This is a genomic window from Flavobacterium sp. U410, assembly GCF_053570605.1.
The window spans coordinates 15,482-29,163 of sequence record NZ_JBSEFI010000026.1 but is presented as its reverse complement, the minus strand read 5'-3'; the positions used below and the strand labels follow the sequence as shown (position 1 = coordinate 29,163).

Here is a 13,682-nt window from a genome sequence, read left to right as displayed (position 1 = left end):
CAAAAAGGCACAGAGGGTCACGAAGCAATTCTTTTTGTCAGATTGAGCGGAGAATTAATATTCAGTTCACAGTTGATGGTTGACAACTTACAGTATACAATTTACAATTTACAGTTTACAGTATACATCATACAATCAACAGTCTCTCTCAACACTTTGCTTTTAGAGCTACTCAAAACGCTCTATCCAAAACTCCTTGCCATTACAAAAAAACTAACCACTAATTACTGATAACTAATCACTAATCACTAAATTTGCACTTTCTTAAAAACAACACAACCATGCAACAACTAACAGAACTGAATGCAATTTCACCGGTAGATGGCCGTTACAGGAATAAAACTCAAGGTTTAGCACCTTATTTTTCCGAAGAAGCTTTAATCAAATATCGTGTTTTAGTTGAAGTAGAATACTTTATTTCGCTTTGTGAAATTCCATTACCTCAGTTAGCTAATTTTGATCTAAAGCTTTTTGTGGAACTACGTAAAATGTATCAAAACTTCAGTACGGAAGATGCTTTATGGATCAAAAACACAGAAAAAACAACCAATCACGACGTAAAAGCGGTTGAGTATTTCATTAAAAGTAAATTTGACCAATTAGGTTTAGAAGACTACAAAGAGTTTATCCATTTCGGGTTGACTTCTCAAGATATTAACAACACGGCTATTCCGCTTTCTACCAAAGAAGCGTTTGAAAACGTGTACATGCCAACCCTAATTTCGGTTCTTCAAAAATTGAAAGAACTTTGCGTAGAATGGCAAGGTATCCCAATGTTGGCTCGTACTCACGGACAACCGGCTTCTCCTACCCGTTTAGGAAAAGAAATTTTGGTTTTTGTAGAACGAATTGAAGAGCAAATGCGTTTGTTGTACAACATTCCGTTTGCAGCTAAATTTGGTGGTGCTACCGGAAATTTCAATGCACACAAAATAGCGTATCCTAATGTAGATTGGAAAGAATTCGGAACCCAATTTGTCGAAGACAGTTTAGGATTACACCATTCGTTCCCAACCACACAAATTGAGCATTACGATCATTTTGCCGCGTTCTTCGATGCTTTAAAACGAATCAACACGATTATCATTGATTTAGACCGCGATATTTGGACGTATGTTTCTATGGACTATTTCAAACAAAAAATTAAAGCCGGAGAAGTAGGTTCAAGTGCGATGCCACACAAAGTAAACCCTATTGATTTTGAAAATTCGGAAGGAAACTTGGGTATTGCCAATGCTATTTTTGAACATTTATCGGCTAAATTACCGATCTCTCGTTTACAACGCGATTTAACAGATAGTACCGTTTTACGTAACGTAGGTGTTCCGTTTGGACATACAATTATTGCTTTTGAAGCGACTTTAAAAGGATTGAACAAATTATTGTTAAACGAAAACAAATTGGCGGAAGATTTAGAGAAAAACTGGGCTGTTGTGGCCGAGGCTATTCAAACGATTTTACGTCGCGAAGGTTATCCGAATCCTTACGAAGCTTTGAAAGATTTAACGAGAACCAACTCGGTTATCAACAAAGAATCGATTCATGCATTTATTGAAACCTTGAATGTTTCTGACGACATTAAAAACGAATTGAAACAAATTACACCTAGTAATTATTTGGGAATTTAAATAATTCAAAAGATAAAAAAAATGGATAAATCTTCCAATAGAAGAGATTTTATCAAGAAATCAGCAATGTTAGGCTTAGCAGGAGTTTCGGCTCCTTATGCTAGCTTGGCACATGAAAATGAAGCCAATACATCATCTGTAAAACGACCTAAAGTTCTTTTTTTTGATGTTAACGAAACATTGCTCGATTTAACTGCAATGAAACAAAGCGTGGGTAAAGCCCTTGGCGGTCGCACTGAATTATTGCCTTTATGGTTTACCACAATGTTGCAATATTCTTTGGTCTCAACCGTTGGTCGACAATATGAAGATTTTGCAGTAATTGGTGCTGCTTGTTTACAAATGGTGGCTGCCAATAATAATATCGAACTTACTGCCGAAGAAGCTAAAAGTGCTATTGTAACCCCCATTCGTTCGTTGCCTCCTCATCCTGAAATTAAAGCTTCGCTTAAAAGATTGAGAGAGGCAGGATATAAAATGGTTTCGTTAACCAATTCTTCCAATAAAGGTGTAAAAACGCAATTTGAAAATGTAGGCTTACTTGATTTTTTTGAAGAGCGTTTAACAGTGGAAGAACTTGGAAAATACAAACCTCATGCGGATGTTTACGATTGGGCTGCCCGAAAAATGGGCGTTCAACCTCACGAATGTATGCTAATTGCTGCTCACGGTTGGGATATTGCCGGCGCTTTATGGGCCAACTGGAGAGGCGCTTTTATCAAAAGACCAGGAGCACAATTATATCCTTTAGCTCCAACACCAGAAATCAATGAAGTAAACTTGACTTTAATTGCCGATCAGTTGATTGCAATGAAATCTTAATTGCCTATAAACTAATATTCATTTTTTGAATAATTTAAACTAAAATCCTACATTGCTGTAGGATTTTAGCTTTATCCATTTTTGTCCAATTCAACACTTTTGCTTATCTTTAAACAAAAACTAAAAACCATGAAAAAAGTCATTCTTTTGACAGCAATCGGACTATTTTGGGTTAGTTGCAAACAAGCAGAAGAAAAAACGATTGACAACGAAACTTCCACTACCGAAGCTGAAATTGTAGAAGAAGTAAAACCGTTATTAGAAGCGGGTTGTTACATATATGAAGCTAACGATGAAAATATAACATTAAAAATCAATGCAGTAGGTAAATCTGTTTCCGGTGAACTGAGTTACTTACTAGCCGAAAAAGATTATAATTCAGGTACGTTTGAAGGAACGCTTAAAGGCGACACGTTAGTCGGAATTTACGATTTTCATTCGGAAGGTGGCATGGGAAAACGCGAAGTGGCTTTCATCATCAAAGATGATAAATTAATTGAAGGTTATGGCGAATTAAACGAAGAAGGAACCGCTTTTAAAGATCCTTCACAACTGCATTTTACCTCAACAATGCCTTTACAAAAAACGAATTGTTCTGCCGAATAAAATGCACGAAAGTTTAAGACAAAATATTGAGCGCAAAATTAATGCTGCTTTATCAGATGATGATTTTGCGCTTTTTCTAAGTTTTTTAGAACCTATCACTTTTCCTAAAAAGACAATTGTTTTAGAAGCAGAACACTTTTGTTCCAACATTTATTATATCGAAAAAGGTTTGCTTATTTCGCTCCTAACTGACGAAAAAGGAGAAAAACACGCAGTTCAATTTGCCTTTGAAGATCACTGGATTTCCGACTTGTACAGTTTTTTCAGTCAAAAACCGGCTATTATTACCATTGAAGCTTTAGAAGACACTACGGCTTTGGCAATTACCAAAGAAAACTTTGAATTGGCCATGCAAAAATTGCCACAATTCGAGCGTTTTTTCCGTATTCTTATACAAAACGCTTACATTCATTCGCAACAACGAATTGCCAAAACCTTTACTGATGACGCCGAGCAACGTTACAAAGATTTAGTGTGTACCAATCCTAATTTTTTGCAACGCGTTCCACAATACCTCATCGCTTCTTTTTTAGGTATTAAACCGCAATCGCTGAGTCGCATTCGTCAAAATATGCTCAAAAAATAATTTTCTTTCTTAACCTATGTGAATGAATTTCAATCTGTAAAATCGGAAATTTGCTTTGTAAATTGAGATAATTATGGATCGAAAGGATTTTTTAAAACTTATGGCGGTTAGCCCGTTGGCAGCTTCTGGCTTTACTCTTACGGAATTTGAAAAGATAAGTTCGTCCTTTCCAAAATCCAAAAAAATGCCTATGTTATTTATAGGACACGGACATCCGATGAACGCCTTGTTTGACAATTCGTTTACCCAAACCTTAAAAAATTTGGGAACCAAAATAGAACGCCCCAATGCTATTATGATGATTTCAGCACATTGGGAAACCCGGGGGACTTATGTTTCCGTTAATCCTACACCACATACTATTTATGATTTTGGCGGTTTTGACGAACGCTTGAGCCAAATTAAATACGAACCCAAAGGTCATCCCGAATTAGCTAAAGAAGTAAGTGCATTAGCACCTCAATTTTTGATTAACGAAGACCATTCTATGGGTTTAGATCACGGTGCATGGACCGTTTTGAAATATATTTTTCCAAAAGCTGATGTTCCGGTTTTCCAATTGAGTTTAGATTATACACAACCTTCCAGTTATCACTTTCAATTGGCCCAAGCCATTAAAAAAATCAGAGAACGCGGCGTTTTAGTCATTGGAAGCGGAAATATCGTACACAATCTAAACAAAGTCAATTGGTTCAATATCGATGCTAAACCTGCGGATTGGGCAGTAGAATTTGACGAATTGGTGAAACAAAAAATCAATCAATACGATTTTAATACTTTAGTTGACTATAAAAAATTGGGCACAATTGCACAACTTTCTATACCAACAAATGATCATTATTTACCGATGCTTTACGTTTTAGCCATGACAGAAAGAGACGAACAAATTCGTCATGTTTATGAAGGCTATCAATATGCTAGCCTAAGCATGCGCTGTTTTCAAGTTTCTTAGATAACTAATACATGAAATTTTATCTATTTATTTTTACAATCATTATGAGTACAACTTCACAATATAATTATGCCAAAGGCGACACTATGCTTTTGCATTACTTAGTTAGAGAACCGAAAGTTAAAACAGAAAATCCGCCTTTATTGTTGCTTTTACACGGTGTGGGTGGCAACGAAAAAAACTTGTTTGCCTATGCCGATCAATTTTCGGATGAATTTTTAGTGATTTCGGCACGAGCGCCATTTACGATTTCAGAAGGACGTTATCGCTGGTTTGCTGTAGATTTTAGTTCGGGAAAACCTGTAATCAATGCCGAAGAAGCCGAAAAAAGCCGAACCGTTTTGATTCAATTTATCAACCAATTGAAAGAAAAACATCATTTTGACACCAATGCTATTTACATGGGTGGTTTTAGTCAAGGTGCTATTATGTCGTTTAGTGTTGGATTGACACAACCTCAAAAATTAAAAGGAATCATTGCTTTAAGCGGAAGAATTTTACCCGAAATTAAGCCAATAATTGCTTCAAAAGAAAAATTAAAAAAGTTGAACGCTTTAATTATTCACGGTACGCAAGATAATATGCTTTCTATTGAATATGGTAGACAAAGCAAAGCCATAGTGGATGAATTAGGCGTTTCTAATACTTATGTGGAATTTAATTATGCTCACACGGTAACTCCCGAAACGATACAAACCATCAACGAATGGCTTCGTAAACATTAAACTGACTCAAAAAATAGCCAAAACTATAAAGTTTTGGCTATGGTTCTTAATTCAAACTTTTGTACTTTACCGGTTGAAGTTTTGGGCAAATCCATAAAATAGAAATACTTAGGCACTTTAAATCCGGCTAATTCTTTGCGGCAATGTTCCACAATTTGTTCGTTAGTTAGTGTTTCACCTTCTCTTAATTTGATAAACGCGCAAACCACTTCGCCCCATTTTTCATCGGGTTTTGCAACACAAGCCACTTCTTCTACTTCGGGAATTCTATAAATCACACCTTCTACTTCTATGGTCGAAATATTCTCACCACCCGAAATTACAATATCTTTAGAACGATCTTTAATTTGAACATAACCATCAGGATATTTCACGGCCAAATCGCCCGAATGAAACCATCCGTCTTTGAAAGCTTCTTCCGTCGCGGAAGGATTTTTTAAATAGCCTTTCATTACGTTGTGACCTTTCATCATGATCTCACCAATCGTTACACCATCAGCTGGAACAGGTTCCATAGTTTGCGGATTGAGAACATCTAATTCGTCTAAAAGCAAATAACGTACTCCTTGTCTCGATTTCAATTCGGCACGTTCTTCCAGCGGTAAATCGTCCCATTCTTCTTTCCATTCGCAAATTACCGAAGGTCCGTATGTTTCGGTTAAACCATAAACGTGTGTAATTTCAAAACCTTCTTTTTCAATATTTTCAATTACCGAAGCCGGAGGTGCAGCACCCGCAACCATTGCTTTTACTTTATGTTCCAATGTTTTTTTATCCTCGGGATGGGCGTTAATCATCGTTTGTAAAACTATTGGCGCACCACAAAAATGATCTACTTTTTCGTCAGCTATGGCTTTGTAAATATCTTTAGCCACCACTTTACGTAAACAAACACTAGTAGCGGCAGCAGCGGCTAAAGCCCAAGGAAAACACCATCCGTTACAATGAAACATAGGCAATGTCCATAAATAGACTGCTGAATTTGACATTTTCCAAACCAATAAATCATTGATGGCATTTAACGCAGCTCCTCTGTGATGATAGACAACTCCTTTGGGATTTCCTGTAGTTCCGGAAGTATAGTTCAAGGCAATCGCATCCCATTCATCGGCAGGACGAACCCAATTAAAATCAGGATTTCCTTTTTCTAAAAAAGCTTCGTATTCAATTTTTCCAACAGAATGACCTGTTGAAACATTTTCATCGTCAATATCAATCACGTAAATAGAATGTTCAATTTGATTCAAAGCTTTAGCAATGACTTCTGAAAATTCTTTGTCAACCAATAAAACTTTCGCATCTGAATGTTGTAACATAAACGCTAATGTATCTGCTGAAAGTCTTACGTTAAGCGTGTTTAAAACAGCTCCCGACATGGGTACACCAAAATGAGCTTCGTACATAGCCGGCGTATTGGCTGCAATTATAGAAACTGTATCATTTTTTGTAACTCCGATTTGCGTTAAAGCAGAAGCTAATCTTTTACATCTTTCATACGTTTGCTTCCAGCTATATTTTTGTTTTCCATAAATAATGGAAGTTTTTTCAGGAAAAATAGTCGCTGATCTTTCAATAAAAGTTAATGGCGTAAGTTGGGTAAAATTGGCCGGATTTTTATCCAGACCTATATCATAAATATTCATTTGATGTTTTTTATTTACCTAAAATTAAGGAAAATTCTACATCGTTTAAATGATTCTTCAAAATGGAAAAATAAAGCTATAGCCAACTTCTACATTTTTTTTAATCTAAATGTAGAAATAAATGTTTTCAGTGAATAAAATAGAGTATTTTAATCTAATCATTAATAATACTCAAACGTTTTCGTTAATCTAATATATAGCATTTTAGCAAAAAACTTAATTGAAATATTACTCAAAAAATACAACACCTCACTTTTAATATATTTTTGTTTTATATTTTTACCAATATTTTATTCGACTTTATTTTTGACTAATTTAAAACATATTAAAACAAAATATCTCCTATGAAAAAAACATTATTAATTATTTCTTTCTTCATCTTAAATCTGGCTTTTTCTCAGAATCCAATCACTGTTAGTGGAAGTTGTAATGACCCTAATAGTTTAGGAATTTATGAATATAATGGTCTAATTAACGGTAAAAACAGCTATTTAAAAGGTCAGGAATATCAAGGTTGTTCTCAAATTACAGATGAAATAAACTGTAATTCATACAGCAGTTATTTTAAAATTTATTGGGATGGTACAAATTGGATATGGAAAAAATATCTATATGATTGTATATGGCTAATAGAAGAGTGTGTTCCTAGTGCTGATGGACAAGATTTAATTATCACTTTGGCTACAAATTCAGAAGATACTCCTCTACCTCCTTGTACAGGTTGGTCTGGTGATTGTACTCCTAGTTTTTCAGAGTGTACTACTTTAAGTTTAAATAGTAATACTTTGGAAAGCTTTAATAGCTATCCTAATCCTACAAAAAATATTTTTAATATTGAATTTAAAGAAATATTTACTTCTTTAAAATTAAGTCTACTAAATATTTATGGTCAAGTTTTACTAAATGAAACCTATACAAATTCTCAATTAATCCAATTAAATATCACACAACCAAATGGTGTATATTTTATAAAGTTAACTTCAAGTAATAATGAAGAAACTTATATTAAATTGATTAAAGAATAAATTCAAAAATCATAATACTAAAAAATCCATTAGTGAAATCTAATGGATTTTTTAGTATTATGATTTTTCTGCAACCTTATAAACTGCGAACTAAAATTATCTCGAGTAATTAGGTGCTTCTTTAGTAATGGTTACGTTATGAGGATGGCTTTCACCAATTCCACTTGCTGTTAAACGTACAAAACGAGAAGTTTCTTGTAGCACTGTAATATCCTTGGCTCCACAATATCCCATACCGGCACGCAAACCGCCAATAAATTGTAACATACTTTCAGCTAATTCCCCTTTGTAAGGAACACGTCCCACAATTCCTTCCGGAACTAATTTTTTAACGTCGTCTTCTACATCTTGGAAATAACGATCTTTAGAACCTTCTTTCATCGCTTCTACAGAACCCATTCCACGGTATGATTTGAATTTTCTTCCTTCAAAAATGATCGTTTCTCCCGGAGATTCTTTGGTTCCTGCTAATAATGACCCCAACATCACACAGTCGGCTCCTGCTGCTAAAGCTTTAGGAATATCTCCTGTATAACGAATACCACCGTCAGCAATAACCGGAACACCAGTTCCTTTAATAGCTGCTGCTACTTCCAAAACAGCTGAAAACTGAGGAAAACCTACACCCGCAACTACACGAGTAGTACAAATAGATCCTGGTCCGATTCCAACTTTTACACCATCAGCTCCGGCTTCTACTAAATATTTTGCTGCTTCCGGTGTTGCAATATTACCTACTACAACATCCAATTTAGGAAACTCTGCTTTTACCTTTTTCAATACATCAACTACACCTTTTGTATGTCCGTGAGCGGTATCGATAATTACGGCGTCAACTCCTGCATTTACTAAAGCTCTGGCACGCTCTACAGCATCAGCTGTTACTCCCAAAGCTGCAGCAACACGTAAACGACCATACTGATCTTTGTTAGCCATTGGCTTTAAAGTCAATTTCGTAATATCTCTAAAGGTAATTAATCCGATTAATTTAAAATCTTCACTAACAACCGGAAGCTTTTCAATCTTATTTTCTTGAAGAATTTCTTCGGCTTGCGCTAAAGTTGTTCCTTGTTTAGCAGTAACTAAATTTTCAGAAGTCATTACTTCTGTAATAGCTCTTTTATTGTCTTTTTCGAAACGCAAATCTCTATTAGTTACAATTCCTTTTAAGGTCATATTTTCGTCTACAACCGGAATTCCTCCGATACTAAATTCTTTCATGACACGTTTAGCATCGCCAACAGTCGCTTCTAATGATAATGTTACCGGGTCAATAATCATCCCTGATTCAGCACGTTTTACTTTTCTTACCTCAGCAGCCTGACGCTCAATTGACATATTTTTATGCAACACTCCTATTCCTCCTTCTCTGGCCATTGCAATAGCCATGTCACTTTCTGTAACAGTATCCATTGCTGCAGAAATAATAGGAACATTTAACGAAATGTTTTTAGAAAACTTACTTGAAATATTTACTTCGCGCGGAAGTACTTGTGAATAATTTGGAATTAATAGGACGTCATCATAGGTTAAACCTTCACCTACAATTTTTGTGTTGTGTGCTATCATTGCAATTTGTTGTAGTTGTTAAATTGCATACAAATATATAAATTTACTCCGATATACTAAAGCTTTATTTATGCAAAGTTTATTAGTTCACATTTTTGAAATTCTTTTGGTTGTTTTTATTATCATTGGAATTCACTTCTATAAGAAACGAATTGGAATTGGAGCGCTATATGTTTTTGTTGGTGCTGTTCAATTCTTTCAAACCTTATTGGTTTCTAATGTTTACGACAATTACGTAGGAGATTATCGTTTTTCTCCCGGTTCTACCATATTCTATACCGCTACTCTTTTTTCCATCTTATTAATTTTTCATGTTGAAAATTTAATCAAAACCCGAGCACTAATCTATGGAATTATCATTTCAAATATTGCCATAACATTTATTGCTCAGTTTTTAGTCGTTCAAAATCATAACATTGAACAATCAAGTGGTTTGTTTCTGGAAGAAATTTTAAGTTTTGAGTTAACAATCTTTTTAATCGGAACCAGTTTGCTTTATTTGGAAGCTATGTTCATTGTGATGTTTTATGACTTCCTGAACTTCAAGTTTAGAAACAAAGGATTGTTCTTAAAAATTTTCGTTACCATGTCACTCGTTTGCCTCATAGATTCTGTTGTATTTTATACATTTTTCTATTTCACTCATGACAATTTTAAGGATTTAATCATCGGAAATATTATTGGTAAACAAATAACTGTAGTTGTTTTTTCTATCTGTTTGTACTTCTATTTCAAATACAATAAAAATTTAAGACCGAAAAGAACTCCGACAAGCTTAAAGGAAGTATTGAAAATTTTTACGTTTTAATGGTAATTGTTAAATACTTTTAAAGCCTCATTATAAGCACTTTCAAAACTAATAGCATGACAATTTGTATCCGCTTTTTGTGCCGCAAAATATGAAATCAATTTCTCTGTTGGCATATTTCCTGTTAAATCATCTTTAGCCATCGGACAGCCTCCATATCCCTTTATGGCTCCATCAAAACGTTTACAACCTGCTTTATAAGCGGCATCTACTTTTTCGTGCCAAGAATCCGGTGTTGTGTGTAAATGTGCTCCGAATTCAATTTGCGGATATTTAGGAATCAGGTTGGAAAACAAATAATCAATTACTTCAGGAGTCGAACTTCCTACTGTATCTGAAAGGGAAAGGATTTTAACGCCCATATTGGCTAATTTTTCCGTCCATTCGCCCACAATATCTACATTCCACGGATCACCATACGGATTCCCGAATCCCATAGACAAATAAGCAACTACTTCTTTATTCGTTGCATTGGCAATAGCCAAAATCTCTTGTAAAGTCACAAAAGATTCTGCAATGGTTTTATGTGTATTTCGCATTTGGAAATTTTCCGAAATAGAAAACGGAAATCCTAAATACTGAATTTCAGGATGTATCGAAGCCAATTCAGCTCCTTTCGTATTAGCCACAATAGCTAACAACTTGCTTTGTGTTTTCGACAAATCCAATTGTGCCAATACTTCAGCCGTATCTTGCATTTGCGGAATAGCTTTAGGCGAAACAAAACTTCCGAAATCAATGGTATCAAAACCTACTCGCAACAAGGATTGAATGTACTGAACCTTTTTTTCAGTCGGAATAAAAGCCTTGATTCCTTGCATAGCATCGCGCGGACATTCTATAATCTTCACCGGAGTAGTATTCATAAAATTGACAAATTAATTTTGGTTTAAAAGTCTTTTGTTAATGTTTTTTACCAAAGCTGGCCCTTCATAAATAAAGCCCGTGTATAATTGTACTAAACTCGCTCCGGCTTCTAATTTTTCTAAAGCATCTTCAGCCGAATGAATTCCGCCTACACCAATAATAGGAAAGGCTTTATTGCTTTTTTCCGAAAGAAAACGAATCACTTCTGTAGCGCGTTTTGTTAATGGTTTACCCGATAAACCTCCGGTTTCCTTTTGATTTTCTGATTGTAAACCTTCTCTTGAAATGGTAGTATTCGTCGCTATGACTCCTGCTATTTTCGTTTCTTTTACAATATCAATAATGTCCAACAATTGTTCGTCAGTTAAATCAGGAGCGATTTTTAAAAGAATTGGTTTGGGCTTCTCGACTCCGCTCGAAGTGACAGGTTTTTCATTGTTCAAATCTTGTAAGGTTTGAAGCAATTTGGTCAACGGTTCTTTGTCTTGCAATTCTCGTAAATTAGGCGTATTAGGCGAACTTACATTCACTACAAAATAATCGACATAAGGAAACAAAGCTTCAAAACAGATTTTGTAATCTTCAACCGCTTCTTCGTTAGGTGTTACTTTATTTTTACCGATATTTCCACCAATCAAAACACCTTTGTTCTTTTTTAAACGTTCCACCGCTTCTTCTACTCCACCATTATTAAATCCCATTCGGTTTATAATTCCCGAATCTTCTTTTAAACGAAACAAACGTTTTTTAGGATTTCCGGGCTGCGCTTTTGGCGTTAAAGTTCCAATTTCAATAAACCCGAAACCTAAATTCGATAATTCCTGATACAATTTAGCATCTTTATCAAAACCGGCAGCCAGACCCACAGGATTTTTAAATTTTAAGCCAAAAACTTCTCGTTCTAAACGTTTATCCTCAATACAATACAGTCCTTTAAAAACAGAAGAAAAACCCATTTTGTTTAGAAAACGAATCAGCGAAAAAGTAAAATGATGCACTGCTTCGGGATCAAAACAAAATAAAATAGGCCTGATAAATAACTTATACATAATAATCGTTGTGTTGTCTTGCAAAAATAAGAATTCGTCAGTATTTATGATGAAATAAACATAATAATTTATGATTCTTCAAAATTAAAGCATAAGTAGTATCTTTGTGAAAAATTAAAAAAGAGCATCATGCAAGATATTATCAATCGTTTTGTTAGTTATGTGACTATCGATACCGAATCTGATCCAAATTCAAATACAACACCTAGTACCGCAAAGCAATGGGATTTAGCCAATAAATTGGTTGACGAATTAAAAGCAATGGGAATGCAAGACGTTACTATTGACGAAAATGCTTATATCATGGCTACGTTGCCAAGTAATGTAGATCATGAAGTTCCTACTATCGGTTTTGTAGCACACTTTGACACCACTCCCGATTTTACAGGAGCTAACGTAAAACCACAAATTGTTGAAAATTATGATGGTGGTGACATTATTTTAAACGCTGAACAAAATATTGTTCTTTCTCCTAGTTATTTTGAAGATTTATTACAATATAAAGGACAAACCATCATTACAACTGACGGAACTACGCTTTTAGGAGCTGATGACAAAGCTGGAATTACTGAAATCATGACGGCTATGGAATACTTAATCAACCACCCTGAAATTAAGCACGGAAAAATCAGAGTTGGTTTTACTCCGGATGAAGAAATTGGTCGCGGTGCTCACAAATTTGATGTAGAAAAATTTGGTGCAGAATGGGCTTACACTATGGATGGAAGTCAAATTGGTGAATTAGAATACGAAAACTTTAATGCTGCCGGAGCTAAAATTACGTTCCAAGGAAAAAGCGTTCACCCGGGTTATGCCAAAGGAAAAATGATCAATTCGATGCTATTGGCTAACCAATTCATTTCAGAACTACCGGCAAATGAAGTTCCGGAAAGAACAACAGGTTACGAAGGCTTCTTCCACTTACACGATATTCAAGGAAGCATTGAAGAAACTGTGGTAGAATTAATCATCCGTGATCATGATAGAGATCAATTTGAAGCTCGAAAAGAATTGATCCACACAATTGCTGCAAAAATCAATGCGGCTTATGAAAAACAATTTGGTGGACCAATTTGCGAAGCGGTAGTAAAAGATCAATATTTCAACATGCGTGAAAAAGTAGAACCTGTTTTCCATATTGTAGAAATTGCCGAAAAAGCAATGAAAGAATTAGGAATTACTCCTATTATCAAACCTATTCGTGGTGGAACTGACGGAGCACAATTATCATTCAAAGGTTTACCGTGTCCAAATATTTTTGCCGGTGGTCACAATTTCCATGGAAAATATGAATACGTTCCGGTTGAAAGCATGTTAAAAGCTACGGATGTAATTGTTAAAATTGCAGAACTTACTGCACAAAAATAAAATGAAAGAGAGCTTTTTTAAAGCTCTTTTTTTA

The 13,682-nt window shown here is 35.0% G+C and carries 13 protein-coding genes; 9 read left to right on the top strand and 4 right to left on the bottom strand.

The features are described 5' to 3' along the window. Positions 1 to 281 precede the first annotated feature (281 nt). From purB to ACUSJC_RS14935, 6 genes are all read left to right on the top strand, one after another. Positions 282 to 1,628: an adenylosuccinate lyase gene (gene purB / locus ACUSJC_RS14960; protein ID WP_449270368.1), complete on the top strand. Its 1,347-nt coding sequence runs from the start codon at positions 282 to 284 to the stop codon at positions 1,626 to 1,628. A gap of 21 nt (positions 1,629 to 1,649) precedes the next feature. Beyond that, positions 1,650 to 2,450 (top strand): haloacid dehalogenase type II, encoded by an 801-nt coding sequence (locus ACUSJC_RS14955; RefSeq protein ID WP_449270367.1) that lies wholly within the window; start codon positions 1,650 to 1,652, stop codon positions 2,448 to 2,450. Between the two features lie 129 nt (positions 2,451 to 2,579). Further along, a complete protein-coding gene (locus ACUSJC_RS14950; RefSeq protein ID WP_449270366.1) occupies positions 2,580 to 3,056 on the top strand; it encodes a hypothetical protein in 477 nt (158 codons plus the stop codon). Between the two features lies 1 nt (position 3,057). Beyond that, positions 3,058 to 3,642 carry a Crp/Fnr family transcriptional regulator gene (locus tag ACUSJC_RS14945; protein WP_449270365.1) on the top strand — a complete coding sequence of 195 codons (585 nt, stop codon included), beginning with the start codon at positions 3,058 to 3,060 and terminating at the stop codon, positions 3,640 to 3,642. Positions 3,643 to 3,715: 73 nt separating this feature from the next. Then, a complete protein-coding gene (ygiD, locus tag ACUSJC_RS14940) occupies positions 3,716 to 4,594 on the top strand; it encodes a 4,5-DOPA-extradiol-dioxygenase (RefSeq protein ID WP_449270364.1) in 879 nt (292 codons plus the stop codon). Between the two features lie 44 nt (positions 4,595 to 4,638). After that, a complete protein-coding gene (locus ACUSJC_RS14935) occupies positions 4,639 to 5,319 on the top strand; it encodes an alpha/beta hydrolase (protein WP_449270363.1) in 681 nt (226 codons plus the stop codon). A 23-nt stretch (positions 5,320 to 5,342) separates the two neighbouring features. Here the strand turns inward: ACUSJC_RS14935 and ACUSJC_RS14930 are convergent, their stop codons facing one another. Beyond that, a complete protein-coding gene (locus ACUSJC_RS14930; protein WP_449270362.1) occupies positions 5,343 to 6,962 on the bottom strand; it encodes an acyl-CoA synthetase in 1,620 nt (539 codons plus the stop codon). Between the two features lie 344 nt (positions 6,963 to 7,306). Here ACUSJC_RS14930 and ACUSJC_RS14925 point away from each other — a divergent pair, with 344 nt between their 5' ends. After that, a complete protein-coding gene (locus tag ACUSJC_RS14925) occupies positions 7,307 to 7,987 on the top strand; it encodes a T9SS type A sorting domain-containing protein (RefSeq protein ID WP_449270361.1) in 681 nt (226 codons plus the stop codon). A 96-nt stretch (positions 7,988 to 8,083) separates the two neighbouring features. Here the strand turns inward: ACUSJC_RS14925 and guaB are convergent, their stop codons facing one another. Beyond that, positions 8,084 to 9,556, bottom strand: coding sequence for an IMP dehydrogenase (guaB, locus tag ACUSJC_RS14920; protein WP_449270360.1), 1,473 nt, complete (start codon positions 9,554 to 9,556; stop codon positions 8,084 to 8,086). Positions 9,557 to 9,626: 70 nt separating this feature from the next. On the opposite strand from guaB, the gene ACUSJC_RS14915 reads away from it, so the two are divergent. Further along, positions 9,627 to 10,364, top strand: coding sequence for a hypothetical protein (locus ACUSJC_RS14915; RefSeq protein ID WP_449270359.1), 738 nt, complete (start codon positions 9,627 to 9,629; stop codon positions 10,362 to 10,364). Here the strand turns inward: ACUSJC_RS14915 and ACUSJC_RS14910 are convergent. Next, positions 10,361 to 11,230, bottom strand: a complete 870-nt coding sequence (locus ACUSJC_RS14910) for a hydroxymethylglutaryl-CoA lyase (RefSeq protein ID WP_449270358.1) — start codon at positions 11,228 to 11,230, stop codon at positions 10,361 to 10,363. The genes ACUSJC_RS14915 and ACUSJC_RS14910 overlap by 4 nt on opposite strands. Positions 11,231 to 11,242: 12 nt before the next feature. Beyond that, on the bottom strand, positions 11,243 to 12,280 hold the full coding sequence (locus tag ACUSJC_RS14905) for a quinone-dependent dihydroorotate dehydrogenase (RefSeq protein WP_449270357.1): 1,038 nt from the start codon (positions 12,278 to 12,280) through the stop codon (positions 11,243 to 11,245). A gap of 129 nt (positions 12,281 to 12,409) precedes the next feature. On the opposite strand from ACUSJC_RS14905, the gene pepT reads away from it, so the two are divergent. Beyond that, positions 12,410 to 13,648, top strand: coding sequence for a peptidase T (gene pepT, locus ACUSJC_RS14900; protein ID WP_449270356.1), 1,239 nt, complete (start codon positions 12,410 to 12,412; stop codon positions 13,646 to 13,648). Positions 13,649 to 13,682: the final 34 nt, after the last annotated feature.

Coding starts and splice junctions, on each gene's coding strand:
- guaB (WP_449270360.1), bottom strand. CDS start 9,556: ATGATAGCACACAACACAAAAATTGTAGGTGAAGGTTTAACCTATGAT.
- ACUSJC_RS14935 (WP_449270363.1), top strand. CDS start 4,639: ATGAGTACAACTTCACAATATAATTATGCCAAAGGCGACACTATGCTT.
- ACUSJC_RS14955 (WP_449270367.1), top strand. CDS start 1,650: ATGGATAAATCTTCCAATAGAAGAGATTTTATCAAGAAATCAGCAATG.
- ygiD (WP_449270364.1), top strand. CDS start 3,716: ATGGATCGAAAGGATTTTTTAAAACTTATGGCGGTTAGCCCGTTGGCA.
- ACUSJC_RS14925 (WP_449270361.1), top strand. CDS start 7,307: ATGAAAAAAACATTATTAATTATTTCTTTCTTCATCTTAAATCTGGCT.
- pepT (WP_449270356.1), top strand. CDS start 12,410: ATGCAAGATATTATCAATCGTTTTGTTAGTTATGTGACTATCGATACC.
- ACUSJC_RS14910 (WP_449270358.1), bottom strand. CDS start 11,230: ATGAATACTACTCCGGTGAAGATTATAGAATGTCCGCGCGATGCTATG.
- ACUSJC_RS14945 (WP_449270365.1), top strand. CDS start 3,058: ATGCACGAAAGTTTAAGACAAAATATTGAGCGCAAAATTAATGCTGCT.
- ACUSJC_RS14950 (WP_449270366.1), top strand. CDS start 2,580: ATGAAAAAAGTCATTCTTTTGACAGCAATCGGACTATTTTGGGTTAGT.
- ACUSJC_RS14905 (WP_449270357.1), bottom strand. CDS start 12,280: ATGTATAAGTTATTTATCAGGCCTATTTTATTTTGTTTTGATCCCGAA.
- ACUSJC_RS14915 (WP_449270359.1), top strand. CDS start 9,627: ATGCAAAGTTTATTAGTTCACATTTTTGAAATTCTTTTGGTTGTTTTT.
- purB (WP_449270368.1), top strand. CDS start 282: ATGCAACAACTAACAGAACTGAATGCAATTTCACCGGTAGATGGCCGT.
- ACUSJC_RS14930 (WP_449270362.1), bottom strand. CDS start 6,962: ATGAATATTTATGATATAGGTCTGGATAAAAATCCGGCCAATTTTACC.